We start from the raw sequence: 23,570 nt of genomic DNA, 5'->3' as shown, positions 1-23,570 counted from the left end.
AAAGTCTTGGGAGGATGCAACTCAGGCGCGGTATTTCGCAGCCGCCTGTAACAAGGAAACGAGTTGGACGCGTATTTTATCAGCAAGGCTAACGCCTTGCTTTTTTTTACATCTTAATAATACAAATATAGTGTGATTATAAACTCGGGTTTTGCTTGACCGCAACAATAAAGCAATCTGCCCCAACCCGCTCCATATCCGACGCGCTATTCACCCGCATGAGTTCGCGGCAAGCATCTGACTGCGAAACGGTTTTTAGCAAGATGCATTATCGCGGGCATCAGATGTTACCATCTGACTGCGAAACGGTTTTTAGCAAGACGCATTATCGCGGACGTCAGATGTTACCATCTGACTGCGAAACGATTTTTAGCAAGACGCATTATCGCGGACGTCAGATGTTACCATCTGACTGCGAAATGCTTTGGGGCTCATGCCCCTCACACGCAAAAACTCGCGATTAAAATTCGATTTGGTGAGAAAGCCGCTGGCAAATGTAATCTGCGTCACCGGCTCGTCCGTCTCCCGCAACAGACGGCATGCCTCCTCCACGCGAAAATTATTCACATAGACAGATACGCTCATCCCGCGACAACGATTAACCGCCTCAGACACATGGCGCGGTGGTCTGCGCAGCCGATGTGCGATGCGCTTCAAATTAAGCTCCATATCCTTATAGAGCTGTTTATCCTGCATCAGCGCATCCAACTCAGTCACAATTGCCAGATGCTGTTCTGTTGTCAGTGCAGTCTCAGCTGTAAGTGCAGGTGCCTTCCCCTCATCCCGTTCATCTTCATCGGCATTGGTGCGATTATTCAGCGCCACACCGGCCGCCGCGCCCAATACAAGCAGCGACAGAATATTGGTCACCAGAATGATCGAGGGGGAATAGCGGCCGCTATTCCAGAGAAAATCGAAATTAATCAAGATATCGACGATCACAGATCCGATCAGCATCGCGGCAGTCATCTGCATCGCCCGATAGGAACGCATGACCCCGTCGAGCCGCGCAGCAATCAGCACATCCGGCCCCGCAAAACTCAGGCGCAGCAAAGCCAAACCATAGGCCAAAAAAATCACGATAATTGCCAATGCAGCCAGATCGCGGCGTATAAGCAGCAACACAAACACCGCTAATACCGGCAGCAAATGCGGCCAGATTTTATCGACCCGCAAGGCATCATCACTATTCTGCACCGTGAGACTGCGAAAACTTAAATATGACAGTCCGGCAATTATCGTCGCCAGCAAAATCTGTACTGGCAGAACAGCAAGGATGTCATACCCCCAGCGCAAGCCGAGCAAAACCGATTGCAGCATATAGGTGCCGATCAGCGCGATAAAAAACATATCTGCCCGACTTCCTGTCTCGCGATTGCGCAAGAGCTGCACCAATATAATGGCCAGTAATATTGTCAGCACAAATGGCAGCGGAATAAAAATCATCGGCAAATATCTCGGTCTTGTCTTATCTTGCGATCAGGAACATGAAGCAAAACACGTTATGCGTCGACCTTGATCCTGTTTCAGGTCGCAGAAATACACAGTCCGGCAAATGATCCATGCATTCTCAACGCAGTCAGGATCAAAATAATGGACTATATGCTTCTCTCAATTTTACTTTCCGCCATTCTCACGCTCAGCGGTTGCAGCAATGAAACAAGTGCATCAGAAAAATCCGTTACAACAGAGGGCATAAAGAGCGTAACGATCAGCGGTGATGCCAGCCTTATCCGCTTGAACGCGAAAGACGATCAGAAACAGCTGGCTGTCATGAGTGCCAAGCCATCAGGCTGGCTTTCCGGCTGGTTCTATAATGACTGTAAATCCAAAGGCGAGATGATTGTCAGCGGCCAGACATTACTGATTAAAGCGAAAAACAGTAGCTGGTATGATCTGTCTGAGTGCAGCACCTATCTGCAAATCAATCTGCCGCGCAATGCAGGCGTGACGATTAATCAGCCTGCTTTCAAAGGGGATTTGCAGGGACAATTCGCAGATCTGAATATAGAAACCCGAGCCGCAGATATCGACCTGCAAGGCTCTGCCACCTCAGTCAGAATTCGTGGTGACGCTTTCCGCACCAGACTGCAATTTGATGGTACAACACAGCCGGAACAGATTGATATTGCCGGTCGCGCGCTGGATACGAGTCTGATTTTTCCGAAAGGCACTTCGGTCAGTTATCGCATCCATTCCAAAGCCTCACTACTCGATGCCAAACTACGGAATACACAGGGAGCAAAGCCGGAAATCCTGATTTCAGGCGATTATGCGCGCACAGAAATCCGATAAAAACTATCGAATAGCGTTATAATTACAGTACTTTATGGAAAATATTTCAGAATGTGATTCACAGTTCCGGGAAGAAGTGCGGAATATCATCCAGACCGAAACCGAGTTTCTGCGTTACAAACCAAAACAGGCCGAAAATGACTGTCGCAAGAATAGTCGTACGCAGAAAAGCCAGCCAGATTCGCGGGCGCGCCGGTGCGCTCGCGACCGTGCCGCGCACAATATTATTCTCTTCTGCCTGTGTACGAAGACCGAAAGGCAGCATGGCAAACAGACTTGTCCACCAGATGATAAAATAGATCGCCATTCCGGATATTACAGACATATTCTTCCTCCCCGCATAACCACCGGCTAAAGCATTATGCATCTTTATTGGCTGCACCATAGATCAGCAAAAGAGCACGGGCAAGTGACAGAGCATTTCAGTTGCTCTTGAAACATGGGAAATGCTCTGTCTTTTTGTTTTTACGCGTATCTTATCCGCAAACCGCTATGCACTTTTCGGGATACGCTCCAGCATCACGCAGTTCCCCACAATGATACGCATAAAAATGCCAGCTTCAAATTTCAGACGGCGCGCTTAACCTGTTTATTATTTCGAATAATATCAGGTCATTAGTCAATGATACGCAACATTTTAATATTCATATTATGCAGTATTGTTAGTTTCATTCCTGCTGCCAAAGCGCAAGAAACCGATGCACAACAATTGGCAAAAAAACTGGCCAATCCGGTTTCCAGCCTCATAAGCGTACCTATTCAAAACACTTATACCTGTTGCACTGGCGCGAGTAATGCCGGTCGTTTTACTACCAATATTCAGCCGGTTATTCCCTTTTCCCTCAATGCCGACTGGAATTTGATCATACGCACCATTGTGCCAATCATTCATCAAAGCTCCCCTGCGCCGGATATCGGAGCGAGATTCGGGCTTGGTGATACGGTACAGAGCTTTTTCCTGTCTCCGGTTCAGGAAACAAACGGCATCGTCTGGGGTGCAGGGCCGGCCTTTCTGTGGCCGACCGCCACCAATGCCATGCTCGGCAATCAGAAATGGGGTGCAGGCCCGACTGCTGTTGTGCTCAAACAACAGCATGGCTGGACGATGGGTGCGCTGACCAATCATATCTGGTCTTTTGCCGGTGAGAGCGACCGGCAGAATGTCAGTGCCACACTGATCCAGCCTTTTATCAGCTATACTTTTCCCAATACAGTCGGCTTGTCGCTCAATAGTGAGATGACCTATGACTGGACGAATGAGCAATGGACAATACCGGTTGATCTCGGCATTTCCAAAGTCTTCACTTTCGGCAAGCAGCATGTCAGCCTTGGCGTTACCGGCCAATATTTCGCCAGTAAACCCGATAACGGCCCTGACTGGGGCGCACGCTTTACAGTAACATTCCTGTTTCCCAAATAAAAACCGCCGGTGAGAGGCTCACCGGCGGTACAATATTCATCCTGAACAGAAATATCAGGCTTCCGGTATACGGGTGACAAAAACCGTGGTCACCGGCTTTTTGCCCCAGACATCATTAGCAGCGGCACGCACTGCACGCCGCGCGGCTTCACGCACCAGCTCTATATCCTTGCGACGCGCACGCGGAATACTGTCAACAGCGCTGACGACTGCATCATAGAGCAGGTCTTCAATCAGATTTCGCTGACTATCTTCTTCCGGCAAACCAAAGGCTACAACCTCTGGTTCATCATAGATTTTATGCTGGTTATCGAGAAGAATTGACACCGCCACATGGCCGACATAGGCCAGCTTGCGGCGCTCGGTGATGCCCATTTCATCTTCATCACCAATCAGGCGACCATCTTTATAAATACGACCATAAGGTGCTTCATCAATAATCTTTGCAGGCCCCGGCGCCAGCCGCAGCACATCGCCGTTACGCACCTGTGCCACATCCGGAATACCAGCCTGTATGCCCAATGTGCCCTGTGCAACCAGATGCGCTGCTTCACCATGCACCGGCACAAGAATTTGCGGGCGTACCCACGCATACATGCGCTTCAGCTCATTGCGGCGCGGATGGCCGGAAACATGCACAAGCGCATCATCATCAGAGATGATCTTAATGCCCTGCTCGATCAGCATGTTTTTAATTTCAATGATTGATTTTTCATTGCCCGGAATAGTACGCGACGAGAAAATCACCGTATCACCGGCGGTCAGCGCCAGTGAGCGCATTTCATCGCGCGCCAGTTTGGCAAGCGCAGCGCGTGGTTCACCCTGACTACCGGTCAGTACCATCACCACATTTTCACGCGGGACATAACCATAGTCTTCCTCGGAAAGGAATTCCGGCAGACCTTCCATATAGCCAAGCTCGGTTGCTACCGAGATACAGCGCTTCATTGAACGGCCAACCACCAGCACCTGACGGCCGGCATCACGTGCCGCCTCGGCAATCGAGCGGATACGGCCGACATTGGAAGAGAATGTAGTAATTGCCACACGGCCTTTGGCATTTTCGATCAGCTCACGCAGGCTTTCCGATACCTGACGCTCGGACGGCGATTCACCCTCGCGCATCGCATTAGTACTGTCGCAGACCAGTGCCAGCACGCCTTCATTACCCAGCTGCTCAAAACGGGTTTCGTCAAGCACAGGCCCGAGCGACGGCTCCGGATCAATCTTCCAGTCGCCTGTATGGATCACACGACCAAGCGGCGTGGTAATCGCCAGCGATACCGGCTCAGGAATCGAGTGGGTGACGGCGAGTGCCTCAATCTTGAAGCGACCTACTTCAAAGCTTTCACCGGCACGGAACACAGTCACCGGAATTTCCGGTGCATTATATTCGGCCTGACGTTTGGCTTCGAGCAATCCGGCGGTAAACGGAGTCGCATAAACCGGCAGGCGCAGACGCGGCCAGAGATCCAGCAGCGAACCATAATGGTCTTCGTGAGCGTGGGTAATAATAATCCCGCGGATATTATTACGCTCGGCTTCCAGATAACGAATATCCGGCAGGATCAGGTCAGCCCCCGGCAATTCAGGACCTGCAAAACTCACGCCCATATCGATAATGATCCATTCACGCGCATGTTCCGGCCCGTAGCCGTACATTGCAAGGTTCATACCGATTTCGCCGACACCGCCCAATGGCAGGAACACCAGTTCCTCTTTGTCATTCACACGGCTATCATTTTGCACATCATCCAAACGGGACTGGGGCATTCCCCCTCCTCAAAATTTATAACTCAGATCATTACCTGCACGAACAGCCCTATTGCCTGATAACAGCAAAAAGCAGAGCATGTGGCATATGCGGCAATACAAATTCAACGTAATTAATTTCATGACCTCTAAAGAGACGAGAAGCAAGAATAGTTGTGTAAAATTCCCGACTTACGAAAAGAAAACTGAATTTTGACAGCAGGTTTTATGCATTATTGCGCTGTATGACTATTATACCATCGCAAAGCCGCTGCTTCGGTTTTGCTGATCCATTCATGTTTGCAGTCACCATAATCATGGGAATTGTCCGGATGCAGGTTTCGGCAATGCGCCTTCACCGCATCATAATTCTGTGCGATTATCGGATGCGCACGAAGATAATCACGAAAGGCGAGATGGCGTGTAATCTCGTCTGATCCTTGTGCATAACAATGCAGCTGCACCAGACGCTTGCCATTTACCGCATCTTCCTTAGTACAATAACGCCGGCCCGGAAGTCCAAACTCACCCCACCATTCATAGCCGAGTGCTTCAAGCGTATGCTGATACGCATCAAGCTGCTCTACGGTGTGAACAACCGGTATCAGATCAAAAACCGGCTTGGCATGAATACCGGCAATGGCAGTAGAACCAACATGATGAATCGTAACGAGACACTCTGCTAGCTCCGCCTTTAAAACAGCAATCTCTTTTTGCGCAGCATCATGCCATTCCGGATCATGGGCAAGAAGCTCGACTTTAAAGGCTGGCGGCATCAGATTCTCCTCACATAAAAACATTTCCGGTCTGCTTGTTTCAACGGAAAGGTCTGTTTTGTCTATAGCGCGCCTTTTTCCCAAATCGCATCACATTTTCCGGAGCAATACGCTGGCTTCTCTGTGGCCATCTAACCGAAAAAAACTTCACCTGCTGAGATCATCCGTTTACGTCCCTGTGGCAGGCTCAGAACCAGATGCCCCTGAGCATCAATGGAAGAGAACACACCTTCCAATGTCTCTCCGCCGCTTTGCACCCGAATGACTTCGCCCAGTCTTGCTGCGTGGCGCAACCAATGGGTACGAATTGTTTCCAGCCCCTGACCGTCATTCCACAAAGCAAAGTTCACAGCAAAGCGTTCTGCCAGAGCCTGCAGAAGCTGTTCGGCACCTTGTGCATAGCCATTGTCTTTCAGGCTGCTCACCATATAGGGCACACCTTCCGGTATATGCAGGACATTCACACCAATGCCGATAACCAGAGCCTTGCGCCCGTCTTTCAACAAACTGGATTCCAGCAGGATACCCGATAGTTTAGCACCATCAGCCAGCACATCATTCGGCCATTTCAGCTGAAATCGTGTTTGCGTATCCGGCAACAATTGCTCAACGGCTTCAACCAGAGAAAGACCGGCGACGAAACTCAGCGTTGCGGCCAGTTCCAGCGGATAATCATGAATAAGCAGCAGGGTTGCAGCCAGATTGCCGGTCTGCGTTGACCATTCGCGACCACGGCGACCACGGCCGGAGCGCTGATCTTTGGTCACATACCAGACAAACCCCGCCTCACCGGTCTGCGCATCAATCAGAGCTTCGGCATTGGTTGAGCCGATATGGTCAAATTCTTTTACCCGATATCCGGCAGCGATTGTTTTTTCGCTCAGTACAAAAGTCATAATCTCTCTGTCATCCATTCAGCCAGCCTGTGCAGAAACAAAAACGCCCGGCACAAAACCGGGCGTTTATAACATGTTCTATTCAGATCTTATCAGAAAAATGCTTTGGCAGCATTTGTCGCCCAGATCATGATCGGCGAAGCAATCAGTGCATAGAGCAGAACGAAAGCTGCAGATACGCCCATTACCAGCTTCAGTTCACCGGCAGGTGCTTCAAGACCAGCTGCTGGCTCATCGAACCACATGATCTTGATCATGCGCAGGTAGTAGAACGCACCGACTACAGAAGCCACGATACCGATAACCGCCAGCGGCACAAGACCAGCCTGAACAGCTGCAAGGAATGTGTACCACTTACCGAAGAAGCCGGCCAGCGGAGGAATACCTGCAAGCGAGAACAGGAAAATGGTCATGATCGTTGCCATCACCGGATTGGTGCGGGACAGACCTGCCAGATCATTGATCTCTTCAACAGTGCCGTTTTTGTTACGCATTGCCAGAATGAATGCAAATGTACCCAGTGTCATCACCAGATAGATCAGCATGTAAATAGCAACGCCGCGCACACCGTCTACAGTACCGGCAGCCAGACCGACCAGAGCATAACCAACATGGCTGATGGACGAATAAGCCATCAGGCGTTTGATGTTCTTCTGACCGATCGCTGCAAAAGCACCGAGGATCATCGAAGCCAGAGCCACGAAGACGATGATCTGCTGCCAGTCAGCGGTCAGCGGTGCAAAGGCCCCCATGGTCACGCGAACCAGCAAAGCAACAGCAGCCATTTTCGGAGCAGCAGCAAAGAAAGCGGTTACAGGGGTTGGTGCGCCTTCATAAACGTCCGGTGTCCACATATGGAACGGAACAGCGGAAATTTTGAATGCCAGACCAGCCATGATGAAGACCAGACCGAAGACCAGACCCAGCTGACGCTCGCCACCGGTAACGGCAGCGGCAATATCAGCAAAGTTGATTGTGCCGGTGTAACCATAGACCAGAGAAATACCGTAAAGCAGCATACCTGAAGACAGAGCGCCGAGAACGAAATATTTCAAACCGGCTTCTGTGGAGCGTACGCTGTCGCGGTTGAAAGCGGCCAGCACATAGAGTGCCAGTGACGACATTTCGAGGCCGAGATAGAGAGCCAGCATATTGTTGGCAGAAACCATCAACAGCATACCAACGGTCGAAAGCACGACCAGAACCGGAAACTCAAACTTGTTGAATTTCTGGTCTTTGGCAAAACCAACCGACATGATCAGTGTGACAACCGAACCGATCAGGGTCAGCACTTTCATGAAACGGGTGAAGCTGTCGCTGATGAATGCCGTGCCGAAAGCAGCGCCGTCAGCAGGGAAAACCAGCACGAGTGCGAGCGCACCCAGCAGCAATGCTACGGAAAGACCCGTAACAATAGTGCTGGCGCGGTCGCCGGAGAATACCCCCACCATCAGCAGCACCAAGGCGCCAACTGCGAGCAGCACCTCCGGTGCAGCGAGAGTAAGGTGGGCAATCAGATCGGTGTACATCGCTCGATGCCTTCGTCTTAATTTGCAACAGGCATGGCAACACTTGCCACAGCCGCATTGTAGTTGGTGACCAGAGCGTCAACGGCATTCGCAGTCGCATCAAAGACCGGAACCGGATAGACACCGAAGAAGATCGTCAGAATGACGAGCGGATACAGGATCGCTTTTTCACGTGGTGAAAGATCCAGCAGTGCTTTCAGGCTTTCTTTATCAAGCGCACCGAAAATGACGCGGCGATAGAGGTAAAGCGCATAGGCAGCCGACAGGATAACACCGGTTGTTGCAATCACAGCAATCCAAGTATTGGCCTGGAATACACCGAACAGTGTCAGGAATTCACCGATAAAGCCGGAAGTCCCTGGCAAACCAACATTGGCCATGGTGAGGATCAGGAACACAACCGCATATTTCGGCATGTTATTGACCAGACCGCCATAGGCCGAGATCTCTCTCGTGTGCATACGGTCATAAACCACGCCCACGCAAAGGAACAGCGCACCGGAAACGATACCGTGTGACAGCATCTGGAACAGTGCACCCTGTACACCCTGCGCATTGGCAGCAAAGATACCCATAGTCACATAACCCATATGGGCAACGGACGAATAGGCGATCAGCTTTTTGATATCGGTCTGAACCAGAGCCACCAGAGAGGTGTAAACAATGGCGATAACCGAGAGCCAGAATACGAATGGTGCGAAATCAGCAGAAGCCAGCGGGAACATCGGCAGCGAGAAACGCAGGAAGCCGTAGCCACCGAGTTTCAGGAGAATACCAGCCAGAATAACCGAACCGGCTGTCGGCGCTTCAACGTGCGCATCAGGCAACCACGTATGAACCGGCCACATCGGCATTTTCACTGCGAAAGAAGCAAAGAAGGCCAGCCACAACCATGTCTGCATTGATGCAGGGAAGTCGTAAGCCAGAAGGGTCGGAATATCCATTGTGCCGGCGGTGAAATACATTGCCATCATAGCAATGAGCATCAGCACCGAGCCCAGCAGCGTATAGAGGAAGAATTTCAGGCTGGCGTAAACGCGGCGCTGACCACCCCATACACCGATGATAATGAACATCGGAATAAGGCTCGCTTCAAAGAAGACGTAGAACAGGAACATATCCAGTGCGCAGAACACACCGATAACGAGCGTTTCAAGTATCAGAAACGCAACCATATATTCCTTGACGCGGAAGTCCACGGACTTCCAGCTCGCCAGAATACAGAACGGCATCAGGAATGCGGTCAGAACCACAAACAGCATGGAAATACCGTCCACGCCCATGTGATAGCTGATGCCTTCACCGAACCATGCATGTTTCTCAACCATCTGGAAACCGGCATTTGAATTATCAAAGCCTGCCCAGATCACCAGAGACAATGCAAACACAAAGATTGTGGTCAGAAATGCAACATTACGGATATTGCGGCGCGCTGCCTCGCTGTCGTCCTTGATCAAGAGGATCAAGAACGCACCTACGAGCGGCAGAAACGTGACCGTTGAGAGAATTGGCCAGTCGGTCATCAGAAAGAGCTCCCGATCATCATCCAGGTGACGAGCGCGGCGACACCGATAAGCATCGCGAATGCGTAGTGATAAAGGTAACCGCTCTGCAGTTTAACAACGCGGTTGGTAATGCCGACCACACGAGTCGCCACACCATTCGGACCCATGCCGTCAATGATCTTGGTATCACCGGTTTTCCAGAGGAAACGGCCAAGAGCCATGGCAGGTCGCACGAACAGGAAGTCATAGAGTTCGTCGAAATACCACTTGTTCAGCAGGAACTGGTACAGACCGGGATGACGGGCTGCAATTGCCTTCGGTGTTTCCGGCGAACGGATATAGAAAGCCCAGGCAAAGATGAAACCCAGTACCATTGCGATGAATGGTGAGAATTTAACCCAGGTCGGCACGCCATGGAAGTCATGCAGGATGTGGTTATCCGCACCGGTGAACAGAGCGCCCTTCCAGAAGGCATCATAATGATCGCCGAAGAAGTAACCAACGAAGAAGAAGCCTGCGAAAAGTGCACCAACTGCGAGAACAAACAGCGGCACCAGCATAACCGGAGGTGAATCATGAACGTGATGCATAACTTCAGCGGTGGCGCGTGGCTTACCGTGGAAAGTCATGAAAATCAGACGCCATGAGTAGAAAGATGTGAATGCAGCAGCGATCACCAGCAGCGTGAAGGCAAAGCCCGATGCAGCTGAGTGCGAAGCAAATGCAGATTCAATAATCGCATCTTTGGAGAAGAAGCCGGCAGTACCGATAACAGTGCCCGGAATACCAAGACCTGTCAGCGCCACAGTACCGATGATCATCATCCAGTAAGTCGTCGGGATCAGCTTACGCAGACCACCCATACGACGCATATCCTGCTCGTCTGATACCGCATGGATCACCGAACCGGCGCCCAAGAACAGCAGAGCTTTAAAGAATGCGTGTGTGAACAGGTGGAATACGGCAGCGCCGTAAGCGCCGACGCCGAGTGCCACGAACATGTAACCGAGCTGCGAACAGGTCGAATAAGCAATAACGCGCTTGATATCGTTCTGTACCAGACCAACGGTCGCGGCAAAGAAGGCAGTGATCGCACCGATAATGGTCACAACCAGCAGAGCTGTTTCAGACTGTTCAAAGATCGGCGACATACGCGCAACCATGAACACACCTGCGGTCACCATTGTCGCCGCGTGAATCAGAGCCGACACTGGTGTCGGGCCTTCCATCGCATCAGGCAACCATGTGTGCAGCAGGAACTGCGCCGATTTACCCATCGCGCCCATGAAGAGCAGCAATGCAACAACGGTCAGAGCACCTTGTTTGTCGAGTTCAAAACCGAGGAAACTTAAGACAACCTGCGATGCATTTTCACCGGCAGCATAATTCTGGGCTGTCGAGAAGATCGTGGCATAATCCACGGCGCCGAACAGAACGAAGATACCGAAAATACCAAGCAGGAAGCCGAAGTCACCAACGCGGTTGACTACGAAAGCTTTCATCGCAGCCGCATTGGCCGAAGGTTTCTTATACCAGAAGCCGATCAGCAGGTAGGATGCAAGACCCACGCCTTCCCAACCGAAGAACATCTGAACCAGATTGTCAGAGGTAACCAGCATCAGCATCGCAAAAGTAAACAGCGACAGATAGGCAAAGAAACGCGGACGATGCGGATCGTGATGCATATAGCCGATAGAATAGATATGCACGAGCGCCGACACGCTGTTGATAACAACAAGCATGATCGCGGTCAGTGTATCCACACGGATCGCCCAGTCAAAAGACAGGGTACCGGAAGTCAGCCAGTGCAGAACCGGCACACGGACAGGCTCGGACGAACCCATTGCAATTGTAAAGAAGGCAACCCAGGACAGCGCAGCTGCAATAACGAGGAAGCCGGAAGTAATATATTCGCTGGCCTTGGCACCAATCTTATTGCCGAACAGACCGGCAATAAGAAAACCAAGCAGCGGAAGGAAGACGATCGCGTAGTAGAGCATCTGCCCGTCAACCTTTCATGACATTGACATCTTCCACCGCGATCGAACCACGGTTACGGAAGAACACGACAAGAATAGCAAGACCGATTGCCGCTTCAGCAGCCGCAACAGTCAGGACGAAGAGTGCGAAAACCTGCCCGACCAGATCGCCGAGCGTTGCGGAAAACGCAATAAAGTTCAGATTGACCGAGAGAAGAATAAGCTCGACCGACATCAAAATGACGATCACATTCTTACGGTTGAGGAAAACCCCGAAAACGCCAAGCGTAAACAGGATCGCCGACACGGTCAGATAATGTTCGATACCGACTACCATCATGAGGCTCCTGTTAAATACCCTTGCCTGTTTCGACTTTTTTGATCTCGATCGCAGTTTCCGGAGTACGGGCAACCTGCGCCGGGATCGACTGACGTTTGACACCTTCTTTATGGCGCAGGGTCAGCACAATCGCGCCGATCATCGCCACCAGCAGGATCAGACCGGCAACCTGAAAGTAGAAAACGAAATCTGTATAGAGAATGTCACCAAGCGCCTGTGTATTCTGGCGTGTCGCCACATCAGGGATTGGGTAAGCGGCATTTGCTGCAATTTTCGGCGAGAAGATCGAAGCGGAGAATGCCAGGATCAATTCTGCCAGCAGAACCACACCAACCAAAGCTCCAACCGGCGCATGTTTAAGCGCACCCTGTTTGAGCTCAGCAAAATCCACATCCAGCATCATGACGACGAAGAGGAAGAGAACCGCCACAGCACCGACATAAACAACCACAAGGATCATTGCCAGGAATTCAGCGCCCGTCAGCAGGAACAAAGCCGCTGCGTTGAAGAAAGCCAAAATCAGAAACAAGACCGAGTGAACGGGATTGCGTGCGGTGATAACCATCAGCGCACTCGCAATCATGATGAAGGCGAATAAATAGAAAAACGCCGCCGCTATACCTGTCAGCATGGGGTTCCCCAATATCCTTTAACTTGGCAAGGCAACTTGCCTGTCCTACCACCTCATATCCTACAGCCAAGAACCGCGACATGAGGCAAAACTTCAAGCACAACAGCCATGAGCACCAATAAGCTCCGGCTATTGCACCAACTTAAATATTAGCCCTGCCCTCTTAAGGCAGAGGAAGTCATCTTAACGATCCGGTGGGCCAAGCCCATCTTAACGATAAGGTGCATCCATTGCGATGTTGCGCGCAAGTTCGCGTTCCCAACGGTCACCATTAGCGAGCAGCTTTTCTTTATCATAGTAAAGCTCTTCGCGGGTTTCCGTGGCGAATTCGAAATTCGGCCCTTCAACAATCGCATCAACCGGACAGGCTTCCTGACAGAAACCGCAATAAATGCATTTGACCATATCAATGTCATAACGCACGGTGCGGCGGGTTCCGTCATTGCGGCGCGGACCGGCTTCAATTGTAATTGCCTGTGCCGGGCAGATCGCTTCGCAAAGCTTACAGGCGATGCAGCGTTCTTCACCATTCGGATAGCGGCGCAGGGCATGTTCACCGCGGAAGCGCGGTGAAACAGGACCTTTTTCATGCGGGTAGTTCAATGTTGCCTTAGGCGCAAAGAACTGACGCATGGAGAGAAAGAATGCTCCGACGAATTCTTTCAGAAGCAGTGATTTAGCGGCTTGAGCGATAGAAGCCATGTGATGTCTCCTTAACCTGCAAGGCCGGTGAATTTGAGGAATGCAGCGGTTGCCACAACCATGAACAGCGAGATCGGCAGGAATACTTTCCAGCCCAGACGCATCAGCTGGTCATAACGGTAACGCGGTACAAATGCCTTAACCATCGCAAACATGAAGAAGCACATGCAGAGCTTCAGCATGAACCAGACAATGCCCGGCACCCATGCGAGGAACCATACATCCACGATTGGCAGCCAGCCGCCAAGGAACAGAATGGTCATCAATGCGCACATCAGAGTGATGGCAACATATTCACCGAGGAAGAACAGCAGGAACGGTGTTGACGAGTATTCGATCATGTGACCGGCAACAAGTTCGGACTCCGCTTCAACCAGATCGAACGGAGGACGGTTGGTTTCCGCCAGTGCCGAGATGAAGAAGATCACGAACATCGGGAACAGCACGAGCCAGTTCCAGTCGAGGAACGAATTCGGCAGACCCAGCGAAGTCCCAAGACCTGTGGACTGGGACAGGACGATATCGGTCAGGTTCAGGGAACCGGCAACCAACAGAACTGTTACAATCACAAAACCGATCGAAACTTCATAAGAAACCATCTGCGCTGCGGAGCGCAGTGCACCGAGAAACGGATATTTCGAGTTTGAAGCCCAGCCACCCATAATCACGCCATAAACTTCAAGCGAAGATATAGCGAGAATATAAAGGATACCGACATTGATATTGGCAATTGCCCAGCCTTCACTGACCGGAATAACCGCCCATGTTGCCAATGCCAGCAGTGCCGAAATAAACGGCGCCAGCAGGAACACGGCTTTGTTGGCACCCGATGGGATGATCGGCTCTTTGAATACGAATTTCAAAAGATCCGCAAAAGCCTGAAACAGTCCCCAAGGGCCGACAACGTTTGGTCCCCGACGCAACTGTACCGCAGCCCAGATCTTACGATCTGCATAAAGCAGATAGGCTACAACAATCAGCAATACGACGAGCAGAACGACTGACTTCAGCGCTATGATCAGCGCCGGTAAGACGTAAGCTGCAAAAATACCGTCCATTTTCCCGTCTCTCTCTTACAGCACTGCGTGGTTTTTGTCCCACGCAAGGGCAAGCTGTAAACCTTATTTTATCAGAGCATTTCCAAATTAATGAAAATGTGAAAATGCTCTGTTTTTTGTTGACGCAATTTCGGACGGAAAACCGGTTCCCACTTTTCCTGAAATTGCTTTGCAATATCAGCTCCTTAAACCCAAAAGCTTAAGGAGCTGCTTGCATCAATGCTTATTCGGCTGCCTGCTGGAAGCCGCCCTTTGCCAGCGCGGAACATTCAGCCATTACAGCTGATGCACGGGCAATCGGGTTTGTCAGATAAAAATCTGTAACAGGCGAAGTAAATGTAACGCCTTTTACCGGAGCTGCTTTTGCGCCAAGAGCTGCAAGGTCTGCAACCTGTCCTGCTGCCACTGCGTCAATCTGCGCCATGTGCGGATAGTCCGCATAAAGTGCTGAACGCAGCTGTGTCAGATTATCAAACGGCAGTTTCGCACCCAGTACATCAGACAATGCACGCAGGATCGCCCAGTCTTCCTTGGCTTCACCCGGAGCAAAACCGGCACGGTTTGCCAGCTGTACGCGGCCTTCCGTATTCACATAGGTACCGGATTTTTCTGTATAGGTGGAACCTGGCAGGATCACATCAGCAGCGTGGGCACCGGCATCACCATGGGTACCGATATAGACAACGAAGCTCGAACCTTTGTTGGACAGATCCAGTTCATCTGCACCGGCAAGGAACAGCACATCCATCTGGCCAACCATGTCAGCAGCCTTAGCACCGCCCTCACCCGGCACGAAGCCGAGATCCAGAGCACCGACGCGGGCAGCGGCAGTGTGCAGAACTGCAAAACCGTTCCACTCTTCGCTCACAGCGCCAACAGCATTTGCCAGCTGAGCAGCCTGAGCAAGAACAGCCTCACCGGTTTCACCGGTCAGTGCACCCTGACCGATCAGGATCAGCGGGCGCTGTGCATTTTTCAGAACATCAAAGAACTTGTCTTTGCCGCTTGCAACCTGAGCCAGCGTATCAGAACCGGCGCCGAGATAATTGTAAGCATAACGCAGATCTGCCTGTTCGCCGATCAGACCAATCTGCAGCCCCCCCTGACGCTGACGCTTCAGAATACGTGCATTGAGCACCGAAGCTTCAAAACGCGGGTTGGAACCGATGATTAGAATCGCATCAGCCTGTTCGATGCCTTCAATCGTCGGATTGAAGATATAAGAAGCGCGGCCGAATTTCGGATCAAGCGCAACACCATCCTGACGGGCGTCAATATTGACGGAACCGAGTTTGGTCATCAGGCTCTTCAGTGCGTAGAGTTCTTCCACATTGGCCAGATCACCGGCAATTGCACCGATTTTGGCAGCGGAAGTCTTGGCAACAGCAGCTTTAACCGCAGCAAATGCCTCAGACCAGCTTGCAGCCTGCAGACGACCATTGACGCGGACATACGGGCGATCCAGACGCTGTGTGCGCAGACCATCCCAGATGAAACGGGTCTTGTCGGAAATCCACTCTTCGTTCACCTGTTCGTTCAGACGCGGCATAATACGCATCACTTCACGACCACGGGTATCAACGCGGATATTTGAACCAAGAGCATCCATCACGTCGATAGACTCGGTCTTGTTCAGCTCCCAAGGACGTGCCTGAAACTCGTAAGGCTTGGATGTCAGCGCACCGACCGGGCACAGATCAATCACATTGCCCTGCAATTCAGAGGTCATTGCGCGTTCGAGATAGGTGGTGATTTCAGCATCTTCACCGCGACCTGTGAGGCCGAGTTCAGAAATACCGGCAACTTCCGTGGTGAAACGAACGCAGCGCGTGCAGTGAATGCAGCGTGTCATAATCGTTTTGACCAGAGGGCCGATATATTTGTTTTCAACAGCACGTTTGTTTTCGCGGTAACGCGAACCATCGGTACCGAAAGCCATTGCCTGATCCTGAAGATCACACTCACCGGCCTGATCGCAAATCGGGCAATCCAGCGGGTGGTTGATCAGCAGGAATTCCATCACACCTTCACGAGCCTTTTTGACCATAGGTGTGTTGGTGAAAATTTCAGGTGTTTCGCCGTTCGGGCCCGGACGCAGATCACGTACGCCCATAGCGCAGGATGCAGCCGGCTTCGGCGGTCCGCCTTTAACTTCAACCAGGCACATGCGGCAGTTGCCGGCAATGGAGAGGCGTTCGTGGAAACAGAAACGCGGCACGGTAGCGCCAGCCTCTTCGGCTGCCTGAAGAAGCGTGTAGTGATCGGGTACTTCGATCTCGTTACCGTCAACTTTGATCTTTGCCATCGCTTGTCCAAACCTGCGGCACTTGCCGCATTCTTTTAAACCCGCGGCATCCGCCGCATCATATTAATTCTGCGACAATGCCGCATTATGACTAAACGGGCAGACCGCAACCGGCCTGCCCTGAAGCTTATTCCGCAGCTTCGAGCCGGATGTTACGGCTCTGAACAGCATTGCGGGTATAATCATCAATACGCTTTTCAATTTCCGGACGGAAATTGCGGATCAGACCCTGAATAGGCCATGCAGCCGCATCGCCAAGCGCACAGATCGTGTGACCTTCAATCTGCTTGGTCACATCAAACAGCATGTCGATTTCGCGCTTCTGCGCATTACCGGTAACCATGCGTTCCATAACGCGCCACATCCAGCCTGTGCCTTCACGGCAAGGCGTGCACTGGCCGCAGCTTTCATGCTTGAAGAAGGCCGACAGACGGGCAATCGCTTTGATGATATCGGTCGACTTATCCATAACGATAAGACCGCCGGTACCGAAAGACGACTTAACATCGCGCATACCGTCGAAATCCATGATGGCGTCCATCATGTTTTCTGCGGTAACCACAGGACAGGATGCACCACCCGGAATAACAGCGAGCAGATTGTCCCAACCGCCGCGGATACCGCCGGCATGTTTTTCAATCAGTTCGCGGAACGGAATACCAAGAGCTTCTTCCACGGTGCATGGTGTGTTCACATGACCGGAAATCTGGAACAGCTTGGTGCCCACATTGTTCGGACGACCAATGGAAGAGAACCATGCGCCGCCGCGACGCAAAATGGTCGGAGCAACAGCAATCGATTCCACGTTGTTCACAGTGGTCGGGCAGCCGTAGAGACCCATATTCGCAGGGAATGGCGGCTTCAGACGTGGCTGGCCTTTTTTGCCTTCAAGGCTTTCCAGCAGCGCAGTTTCTTCACCGCAGATATAAGCGCCCGCACCGTGGGAAACGAACACGTCCATATCCCAGCCGCACTTGTTGTTTTTGCCAAGCAGACCGGCTGCGTAGCATTCATCAATTGCTGCCTGCAGGGCTTCACGCTCACGCATGAATTCACCGCGGATATAAATGTAAGCTGTATGTGCGCCCATTGCACAACCGGCAATCACGCAGCCTTCGATCAGCGTATGCGGATCATGGCGCATGATATCACGGTCTTTACAGGTGCCCGGCTCCGATTCGTCGGCATTGACGACGAGATAATGCGGACGACCGTCGCTTTCCTTTGGCATGAAGGACCATTTCATGCCGGTCGGGAAGCCCGCACCGCCACGACCGCGAAGGCCCGAAGCCTTCATCTCATTGATGATCCAGTCACGGCCTTTTTCGACCAGACCTTTGGTATTATCCCAGTGACCACGGGACATAGCGCCTTTAAGCGACTTGTCTTTCAGGCCATAAATATTTGTAAAAATACGATCTTTATCAGCCAGCATCAATCAGCCCTCCGCTTTCGGATTGCCATCGGTCAAAGATGTCAAACCACCAATCGGCGCAGAGAAATCACGGTCGATCTGCGGGCCCGGCTTGATGGTATCGCCCTTGCCTGCCTCGAAAGCATCAATGATTTCTTCAAGGCGTTCAGGTGTCAGGTCTTCATAAGCGTCTTTGAAGATCATGACCATCGGCGCATTGACGCAAGCACCCTGACATTCAACTTCTTCCCAGGACAGCGTGCCCGAAGCATTTGGTGTCAGCGGATCGTGATGAATTTTGTGTTTGCACACTTTCATCAGCTCTTCAGCACCGCGCAATGCGCATGGTGTTGTGCCGCAAACCTGAATATGGGCGCGTGTGCCAACCGGCTTCAGCTGGAACTGGGTATAGAATGTTGCCACTTCCAGAACGCGGATCAGCGGCATTTCCAGCATCGCAGCAATATGCTCGATGGAAGCCTTAGTGACCCAGCCATCCTGCTCCTGCGCACGCATCAGTAGCGGGATAACCGCAGACTGCTGGCGACCTTCAGGGAATTTCTTAATTGTCTTTTCAGCCCAGACCTGATTTTCCGCATTAAACGAAAAGCTGGCCGGCTGAACGGAATCATCTGCGAGACGACGGACGGACATCAGCGGTCTACCTCACCAAACACAATATCGAGCGAGCCAAGGATCGCGGAGACGTCGGCCAGCATATGACCGCGGCACAGGAAATCCATGGCCTGAAGATGAGCAAAACCCGGTGCACGCAATTTGCAACGATACGGTTTATTGGTGCCGTCAGACACCAGATAAACACCGAATTCACCCTTTGGTGCTTCAACTGCGGCATATACCTCGCCTTCCGGCACATGGTAACCTTCAGTGTAAAGCTTGAAATGATGGATGAGAGCTTCCATCGAGCGTTTCATTTCGCCACGTTTTGGCGGAACAATTTTATTATCTGTATTCGACACAGGGCCGACGCGCTCTTTGCCGAGCAGCAGTTCACAGCACTGGCGCATGATATATGCGGACTGGCGCATTTCTTCCATACGGATCAGATAGCGGTCATAGCAGTCGCCGTTCTTACCGATCGGAATGTCGAATTCCATTTCATTATAGCATTCATAAGGCTGCGACTTACGCAGATCCCATGCAGCACCTGAACCGCGAACCATGACACCGGAGAAGCCCCATGCCCATGCATCTTCAAGGCTGACAACGCCGATATCAACGTTACGCTGCTTGAAAATACGGTTTGGTGTAATCAGGTTATCGAGATTGCTCAGCGTGGTCTTGAGGAACGGATCAATCCAGTTGGCAATATCCTGAACGAGCTGTTCCGGCAGATCCTGATGAACACCGCCCGGACGGAAATAAGCCGCATGCATACGGGCACCACAAGCGCGCTCGTAGAATACCATCAGCTTTTCACGTTCTTCAAAACCCCAGAGCGGCGGCGTCAGCGCACCAACGTCCATGGCCTGTGTGGTCACGTTCAGAATATGATTGAGAATACGACCAATTTCAGAAAACAACACACGGATCAGCTGACCGCGCTTCGGTACTGTAACACCGAGCAGGCGTTCAACTGCCAGTGCATAGGCGTGCTCCTGATTCATCGGCGCTACGTAATCGAGGCGATCGAGATAAGGCACAGCCTGAAGATAGGTCTTGGCTTCCATCAGCTTTTCGGTACCGCGATGCAGCAGGCCGATATGCGGATCAACACGCGCCACGACTTCGCCATCGAGCTCGAGCACCAGACGCAGAACGCCGTGCGCCGCCGGATGCTGCGGGCCGAAGTTGATATTAAAATTTCTTACTTGTGTCTCAGCCATTCTCGGCATCCTGTGTAGAGGCAAAAGCTGCCAGAAACTCTGCTTCCGTCATTTTGCTCGTATCATTGGCAAAAGCGTAACTATCAGGCTTACAATCGATATAGATCTCTGTCGTAAACCTGAATTGCGAAGGATTTTCAAACGCCTGAACAGAAACAACATTATGGGAGCCGTCCTGCATGCGCCACATCAGCGTGGAACCGCAGACCTTGCAGAAACCGCGCTCACCCCATGCGGATGAACCGTAAAAGCCCAGATCATCACCTTTGGTGATTTCAAGGCTATCTCCGCAATCCACACACAGAAACACACCGCCGGACCAGCGGCGGCACATTGAACAGTGGCAGGCGCCCATTTCGTCACTTACAGGCTTCGCCGAAAACTGCACTGAACCACAGAGGCAGCGACCTTCCAACTTAGCACCATCAGACATTTTGAAATCCTTCAGCTAACGTGACAGATTAATTAGACTTCGCTTTCTCATCGCCCGGAAGCACATAATCTGTTGCTTCCCACGGGGACAAGAAATCAAAATTACGGAATTCCTGACGCAGCTCAACCGGCTCGTAAACAACGCGCTTGACCTGATCATCATAACGGACTTCGACAAAACCAGTCAGCGGGAAATCCTTACGCAGCGGATGACCTTCAAAACCGTAATCTGTCAGCAGACGACGCAGATCCGGATGGCCGGAGAACAGAATACCGTACATGTCGTAGGCTTCACGCTCGTACCACAATGCACCCGGATAAACGCCGGTGATTGACGGAACCGGTGTATCTTCATCCGTGATCACACGAATGCGGATACGCAGGTTATGACGCGGTGACATCAGCTGATAAACCACATCAAAACGATTGACGCGACCCGGATAGTCAACACCGCTCAGATCGGTGAAATTCACGAACTGGCACTGCACATCATCGCGCAGGAATGTCAGCACAGAAATAATCTGGCTGCCCGGCACAGTGATGCTCAGTTCACCGTAACACAGCGATGTTTCATCGATCTTGCCTTCAAGGCGTTCGGACAGATAGGCCGAGAGTTCATTGAGAGCTTCTTGAATCATCATATCCCCCAATCAACGCTCAATCGTACCGGTGCGGCGAATCTTCTTCTGCAGCATGAGAATGCCGTAGAGCAGTGCTTCAGCGGTCGGAGGGCAGCCCGGCACATAGATATCAACCGGAACAACACGGTCACAACCACGCACAACAGAATAGGAGTAATGGTAGTAACCACCACCATTCGCGCAGGAGCCCATGGAGATCACATAGCGCGGCTCCGGCATCTGGTCGTAAACCTTGCGCAGTGCCGGTGCCATTTTATTGGTCAGCGTACCCGCAACGATCATTACGTCGGACTGACGCGGAGACGCACGCGGCGCAATACCGAAACGCTCAGCATCATAGCGCGGCATGGAAATATGCATCATTTCCACAGCACAGCAGGCCAGACCGAAGGTCATCCACATCAGCGAGCCGGTGCGCGCCCATGTAATCAGTGCATCAGCAGAGGTAACAATGAAGCCCTTATCGGACAGTTCATTATTCAGCTCGCCGAAAAACGCATCATCCTGACCGATCAGCTTGCCGGTATTCGGATCAATAATACCCTTAGGGCGGGGAGCAATCAGCGTCCCGCCACCCACATTGGCATTAGAAGACATAGTGTTTTGGCCAGAGGTCAATCCCATTCGAGGGCTCCCTTCTTCCATTCATAAATGAAGCCGATGGTGAGCACACCAAGGAAGACCATCATGGACCAGAAACCGAACATGCCAATTTCACCGAAGGACACAGCCCACGGGAACAGGAATGCAACTTCAAGGTCGAAGATGATGAAAAGAATGGATACCAGATAGAAACGCACGTCGAATTTCATGCGCGCATCGTCAAATGCGTTAAATCCGCACTCATAGGCGGATAGTTTTTCTGGATCCGGCTGTCTGTACGCGACCAGGAACGGCGCTACCAGCAACGCAATTCCGATCACCATTGCCACGCCAATAAAAATGACGATCGGCAGATAGGAACTTAAAAGCTCGTTCATTACCCTATTTCCGGCTTCAAGATGTAAAGTTGTGCACTACATAAGCCATTTGACGGCTACAGCCATGTGACACATTGCACCTTACAATCAATCTCGCCCAAACAGCTTCAAATGGCGTGCCGTGCGAATACAGTGCTTTGTGTGGGGACGGTTATCGTAGTCAACCCAATTGCGCAAGCCTTTAAAGCACATGACTGCCATGCACTCACACGGATATGATTAATAAAAGCCAACCTGTTAACAACTCAGCCGGACCTAATAACACAGCCTGATACGGTTCGGTTTATTTAAGTTCCACCGACAATATCCACATCAGCTCAAACGCCATGTGTTGAAATTGAACCGGCAGAACGTCTGCACCACTCCCGAAAACGTGAAGTCACCAGATTAAACCCCTGCCCTGACGCCAAAGAGTAACGCATCCCGATCGCATCACCATCCATCACAACATTATACGAATATAAAAAAAGAATCAAAAAACGCAGCAACGTACGCATTCATAGAATGCATCACGCAAAACTGACAGCTGGCAACTGCTCTCGCTGAAGCTACCATAGACGTAATTCTGGCCAATAACTTTACGGATAGTATTGCCATGCACGCACCAACCGGCGTTGTTCCCGGTCTTTGCACTGTAGCTTCAGCATACACTGTCTCAGGCATAGGCATTATATTTTATCTTACATCAGAACCCGCTGAAAAAATTACGCCTCTCATGCTTGCTTCACTGCTAACAATGCTGGCCGCGCTTTTTCTGACAGGCTGCGTCCCCTGGCTAATCTCCAGACCAGTAAAGAATGAAAACCAAATCAATCTGCAGCCCGCACGCAAAAGCCTTATCGCGGGCATGCTCCTTTTCCTGACAGCCCTCTTCCTCCTGATCATCGATGATGCAACCAAAGAGAATACCAAGGCTACGCCATCAGTAACGCAACAAAACTCACAACAGGAAATTAAATAGAAGCGGGGTGCGCCACTTTCTCACAAACTGTATTTTAAAGAAGAGAAAGTGGCGCGAGTGACGGGGCTCGAACCCGCGACCTCCGGCGTGACAGGCCGGCACTCTAA

23 protein-coding genes are annotated in these 23,570 nt (G+C 51.4%); 3 read left to right on the top strand and 20 right to left on the bottom strand.

Annotated elements, in window-relative coordinates; translation table 11 throughout:
* Positions 1-369: 369 nt before the first annotated feature.
* Entirely contained in the window at positions 370-1,446 is a 1,077-nt protein-coding gene (locus HBA93_RS04275; RefSeq protein WP_221722454.1) for a helix-turn-helix domain-containing protein, read from the bottom strand.
* 147 nt (positions 1,447-1,593) lie between these two features.
* Between HBA93_RS04275 and HBA93_RS04270 the strand changes: the two genes are divergently transcribed.
* On the top strand, positions 1,594-2,295 hold the full coding sequence (locus tag HBA93_RS04270; protein ID WP_221722453.1) for a hypothetical protein: 702 nt from the start codon (positions 1,594-1,596) through the stop codon (positions 2,293-2,295).
* Positions 2,296-2,353: 58 nt separating this feature from the next.
* Here the strand turns inward: HBA93_RS04270 and HBA93_RS04265 are convergent, their stop codons facing one another.
* Positions 2,354-2,620 carry a DUF1467 family protein gene (locus HBA93_RS04265; RefSeq protein ID WP_121992725.1) on the bottom strand — a complete coding sequence of 89 codons (267 nt, stop codon included), beginning with the start codon at positions 2,618-2,620 and terminating at the stop codon, positions 2,354-2,356.
* A gap of 384 nt (positions 2,621-3,004) precedes the next feature.
* Here HBA93_RS04265 and HBA93_RS04260 point away from each other — a divergent pair, with 384 nt between their 5' ends.
* Positions 3,005-3,715 (top strand): hypothetical protein, encoded by a 711-nt coding sequence (locus tag HBA93_RS04260; RefSeq protein WP_286201750.1) that lies wholly within the window; start codon positions 3,005-3,007, stop codon positions 3,713-3,715.
* Positions 3,716-3,769: 54 nt separating this feature from the next.
* Here HBA93_RS04260 and HBA93_RS04255 read toward each other — a convergent pair whose 3' ends face one another.
* From HBA93_RS04255 to HBA93_RS04170, 18 genes are all read right to left on the bottom strand, one after another.
* On the bottom strand, positions 3,770-5,488 hold the full coding sequence (locus HBA93_RS04255; RefSeq protein WP_221722451.1) for a ribonuclease J: 1,719 nt from the start codon (positions 5,486-5,488) through the stop codon (positions 3,770-3,772).
* Between the two features lie 212 nt (positions 5,489-5,700).
* Positions 5,701-6,243, bottom strand: a complete 543-nt coding sequence (locus HBA93_RS04250) for a GrpB family protein (protein ID WP_221722450.1) — start codon at positions 6,241-6,243, stop codon at positions 5,701-5,703.
* 131 nt (positions 6,244-6,374) lie between these two features.
* Complete coding sequence (locus HBA93_RS04245; protein ID WP_221722449.1) at positions 6,375-7,157, bottom strand: biotin--[acetyl-CoA-carboxylase] ligase; 783 nt, start codon at positions 7,155-7,157, stop codon at positions 6,375-6,377.
* 74 nt (positions 7,158-7,231) lie between these two features.
* Positions 7,232-8,668, bottom strand: a complete 1,437-nt coding sequence (gene nuoN, locus HBA93_RS04240; RefSeq protein ID WP_122094150.1) for an NADH-quinone oxidoreductase subunit NuoN — start codon at positions 8,666-8,668, stop codon at positions 7,232-7,234.
* Between the two features lie 17 nt (positions 8,669-8,685).
* A complete protein-coding gene (locus HBA93_RS04235; RefSeq protein WP_221722448.1) occupies positions 8,686-10,191 on the bottom strand; it encodes an NADH-quinone oxidoreductase subunit M in 1,506 nt (501 codons plus the stop codon).
* A complete protein-coding gene (gene nuoL / locus HBA93_RS04230; protein ID WP_221722447.1) occupies positions 10,191-12,173 on the bottom strand; it encodes an NADH-quinone oxidoreductase subunit L in 1,983 nt (660 codons plus the stop codon). Before nuoL ends, HBA93_RS04235 begins: the two co-directional genes overlap by 1 nt.
* A 7-nt stretch (positions 12,174-12,180) precedes the next feature.
* Complete coding sequence (gene nuoK / locus HBA93_RS04225; RefSeq protein WP_022711734.1) at positions 12,181-12,489, bottom strand: NADH-quinone oxidoreductase subunit NuoK; 309 nt, start codon at positions 12,487-12,489, stop codon at positions 12,181-12,183.
* A gap of 13 nt (positions 12,490-12,502) precedes the next feature.
* Positions 12,503-13,123 (bottom strand): NADH-quinone oxidoreductase subunit J, encoded by a 621-nt coding sequence (locus HBA93_RS04220; protein WP_122094144.1) that lies wholly within the window; start codon positions 13,121-13,123, stop codon positions 12,503-12,505.
* A 210-nt stretch (positions 13,124-13,333) separates the two neighbouring features.
* The gene (nuoI, locus tag HBA93_RS04215; protein WP_113942865.1) at positions 13,334-13,825 is read right to left on the bottom strand and encodes an NADH-quinone oxidoreductase subunit NuoI; all 492 of its coding nucleotides are present in this window, start codon (positions 13,823-13,825) and stop codon (positions 13,334-13,336) included.
* A gap of 11 nt (positions 13,826-13,836) precedes the next feature.
* Positions 13,837-14,883, bottom strand: a complete 1,047-nt coding sequence (gene nuoH, locus HBA93_RS04210) for an NADH-quinone oxidoreductase subunit NuoH (protein WP_121992729.1) — start codon at positions 14,881-14,883, stop codon at positions 13,837-13,839.
* Between the two features lie 223 nt (positions 14,884-15,106).
* Entirely contained in the window at positions 15,107-17,188 is a 2,082-nt protein-coding gene (gene nuoG / locus HBA93_RS04205; RefSeq protein WP_221722446.1) for an NADH-quinone oxidoreductase subunit NuoG, read from the bottom strand.
* A gap of 127 nt (positions 17,189-17,315) precedes the next feature.
* A complete protein-coding gene (nuoF, locus tag HBA93_RS04200; RefSeq protein WP_121992731.1) occupies positions 17,316-18,623 on the bottom strand; it encodes an NADH-quinone oxidoreductase subunit NuoF in 1,308 nt (435 codons plus the stop codon).
* Positions 18,624-18,626: 3 nt separating this feature from the next.
* Positions 18,627-19,256, bottom strand: coding sequence for an NADH-quinone oxidoreductase subunit NuoE (nuoE, locus tag HBA93_RS04195; protein ID WP_121992732.1), 630 nt, complete (start codon positions 19,254-19,256; stop codon positions 18,627-18,629).
* Positions 19,256-20,449, bottom strand: a complete 1,194-nt coding sequence (locus HBA93_RS04190; RefSeq protein ID WP_121992733.1) for an NADH-quinone oxidoreductase subunit D — start codon at positions 20,447-20,449, stop codon at positions 19,256-19,258. Before HBA93_RS04190 ends, nuoE begins: the two co-directional genes overlap by 1 nt.
* On the bottom strand, positions 20,442-20,882 hold the full coding sequence (locus HBA93_RS04185; protein ID WP_116088136.1) for a GFA family protein: 441 nt from the start codon (positions 20,880-20,882) through the stop codon (positions 20,442-20,444). Before HBA93_RS04185 ends, HBA93_RS04190 begins: the two co-directional genes overlap by 8 nt.
* A gap of 28 nt (positions 20,883-20,910) precedes the next feature.
* Entirely contained in the window at positions 20,911-21,519 is a 609-nt protein-coding gene (locus HBA93_RS04180; RefSeq protein WP_221722635.1) for an NADH-quinone oxidoreductase subunit C, read from the bottom strand.
* Positions 21,520-21,531: 12 nt separating this feature from the next.
* Complete coding sequence (locus tag HBA93_RS04175) at positions 21,532-22,119, bottom strand: NuoB/complex I 20 kDa subunit family protein (protein WP_221722634.1); 588 nt, start codon at positions 22,117-22,119, stop codon at positions 21,532-21,534.
* A 17-nt stretch (positions 22,120-22,136) separates the two neighbouring features.
* Positions 22,137-22,502: an NADH-quinone oxidoreductase subunit A gene (locus HBA93_RS04170; protein ID WP_022711745.1), complete on the bottom strand. Its 366-nt coding sequence runs from the start codon at positions 22,500-22,502 to the stop codon at positions 22,137-22,139.
* 595 nt (positions 22,503-23,097) lie between these two features.
* Here HBA93_RS04170 and HBA93_RS04165 point away from each other — a divergent pair.
* Positions 23,098-23,463 carry a hypothetical protein gene (locus tag HBA93_RS04165; protein ID WP_121992734.1) on the top strand — a complete coding sequence of 122 codons (366 nt, stop codon included), beginning with the start codon at positions 23,098-23,100 and terminating at the stop codon, positions 23,461-23,463.
* Positions 23,464-23,570: the final 107 nt, after the last annotated feature.

This window comes from Ochrobactrum sp. SFR4 (assembly GCF_019730395.1).
GTDB lineage: Bacteria > Pseudomonadota > Alphaproteobacteria > Rhizobiales > Rhizobiaceae > Pseudochrobactrum.
This window is presented reverse-complemented; position numbering and strand designations above follow the sequence as displayed.

Bases quoted from the DNA above. Each gene is read 5' to 3' on its own strand.
- HBA93_RS04175 (WP_221722634.1), bottom strand. From the start codon at position 22,119: ATGTCTTCTAATGCCAATGTGGGTGGCGGGACGCTGATTGCTCCCCGC.
- HBA93_RS04165 (WP_121992734.1), top strand. From the start codon at position 23,098: ATGCACGCACCAACCGGCGTTGTTCCCGGTCTTTGCACTGTAGCTTCA.
- nuoG (WP_221722446.1), bottom strand. From the start codon at position 17,188: ATGGCAAAGATCAAAGTTGACGGTAACGAGATCGAAGTACCCGATCAC.
- nuoH (WP_121992729.1), bottom strand. From the start codon at position 14,883: ATGGACGGTATTTTTGCAGCTTACGTCTTACCGGCGCTGATCATAGCG.
- HBA93_RS04265 (WP_121992725.1), bottom strand. From the start codon at position 2,620: ATGTCTGTAATATCCGGAATGGCGATCTATTTTATCATCTGGTGGACA.
- HBA93_RS04220 (WP_122094144.1), bottom strand. From the start codon at position 13,123: ATGCTGACAGGTATAGCGGCGGCGTTTTTCTATTTATTCGCCTTCATC.
- HBA93_RS04250 (WP_221722450.1), bottom strand. From the start codon at position 6,243: ATGCCGCCAGCCTTTAAAGTCGAGCTTCTTGCCCATGATCCGGAATGG.
- HBA93_RS04270 (WP_221722453.1), top strand. From the start codon at position 1,594: ATGGACTATATGCTTCTCTCAATTTTACTTTCCGCCATTCTCACGCTC.
- nuoE (WP_121992732.1), bottom strand. From the start codon at position 19,256: ATGTCCGTCCGTCGTCTCGCAGATGATTCCGTTCAGCCGGCCAGCTTT.
- HBA93_RS04235 (WP_221722448.1), bottom strand. From the start codon at position 10,191: ATGACCGACTGGCCAATTCTCTCAACGGTCACGTTTCTGCCGCTCGTA.
- nuoI (WP_113942865.1), bottom strand. From the start codon at position 13,825: ATGGCTTCTATCGCTCAAGCCGCTAAATCACTGCTTCTGAAAGAATTC.
- HBA93_RS04190 (WP_121992733.1), bottom strand. From the start codon at position 20,449: ATGGCTGAGACACAAGTAAGAAATTTTAATATCAACTTCGGCCCGCAG.
- HBA93_RS04170 (WP_022711745.1), bottom strand. From the start codon at position 22,502: ATGAACGAGCTTTTAAGTTCCTATCTGCCGATCGTCATTTTTATTGGC.
- nuoK (WP_022711734.1), bottom strand. From the start codon at position 12,489: ATGGTAGTCGGTATCGAACATTATCTGACCGTGTCGGCGATCCTGTTT.
- nuoN (WP_122094150.1), bottom strand. From the start codon at position 8,668: ATGTACACCGATCTGATTGCCCACCTTACTCTCGCTGCACCGGAGGTG.
- HBA93_RS04185 (WP_116088136.1), bottom strand. From the start codon at position 20,882: ATGTCTGATGGTGCTAAGTTGGAAGGTCGCTGCCTCTGTGGTTCAGTG.
- HBA93_RS04245 (WP_221722449.1), bottom strand. From the start codon at position 7,157: ATGGATGACAGAGAGATTATGACTTTTGTACTGAGCGAAAAAACAATC.
- nuoF (WP_121992731.1), bottom strand. From the start codon at position 18,623: ATGCTGGCTGATAAAGATCGTATTTTTACAAATATTTATGGCCTGAAA.
- nuoL (WP_221722447.1), bottom strand. From the start codon at position 12,173: ATGCTCTACTACGCGATCGTCTTCCTTCCGCTGCTTGGTTTTCTTATT.
- HBA93_RS04275 (WP_221722454.1), bottom strand. From the start codon at position 1,446: ATGATTTTTATTCCGCTGCCATTTGTGCTGACAATATTACTGGCCATT.
- HBA93_RS04255 (WP_221722451.1), bottom strand. From the start codon at position 5,488: ATGCCCCAGTCCCGTTTGGATGATGTGCAAAATGATAGCCGTGTGAAT.
- HBA93_RS04180 (WP_221722635.1), bottom strand. From the start codon at position 21,519: ATGATTCAAGAAGCTCTCAATGAACTCTCGGCCTATCTGTCCGAACGC.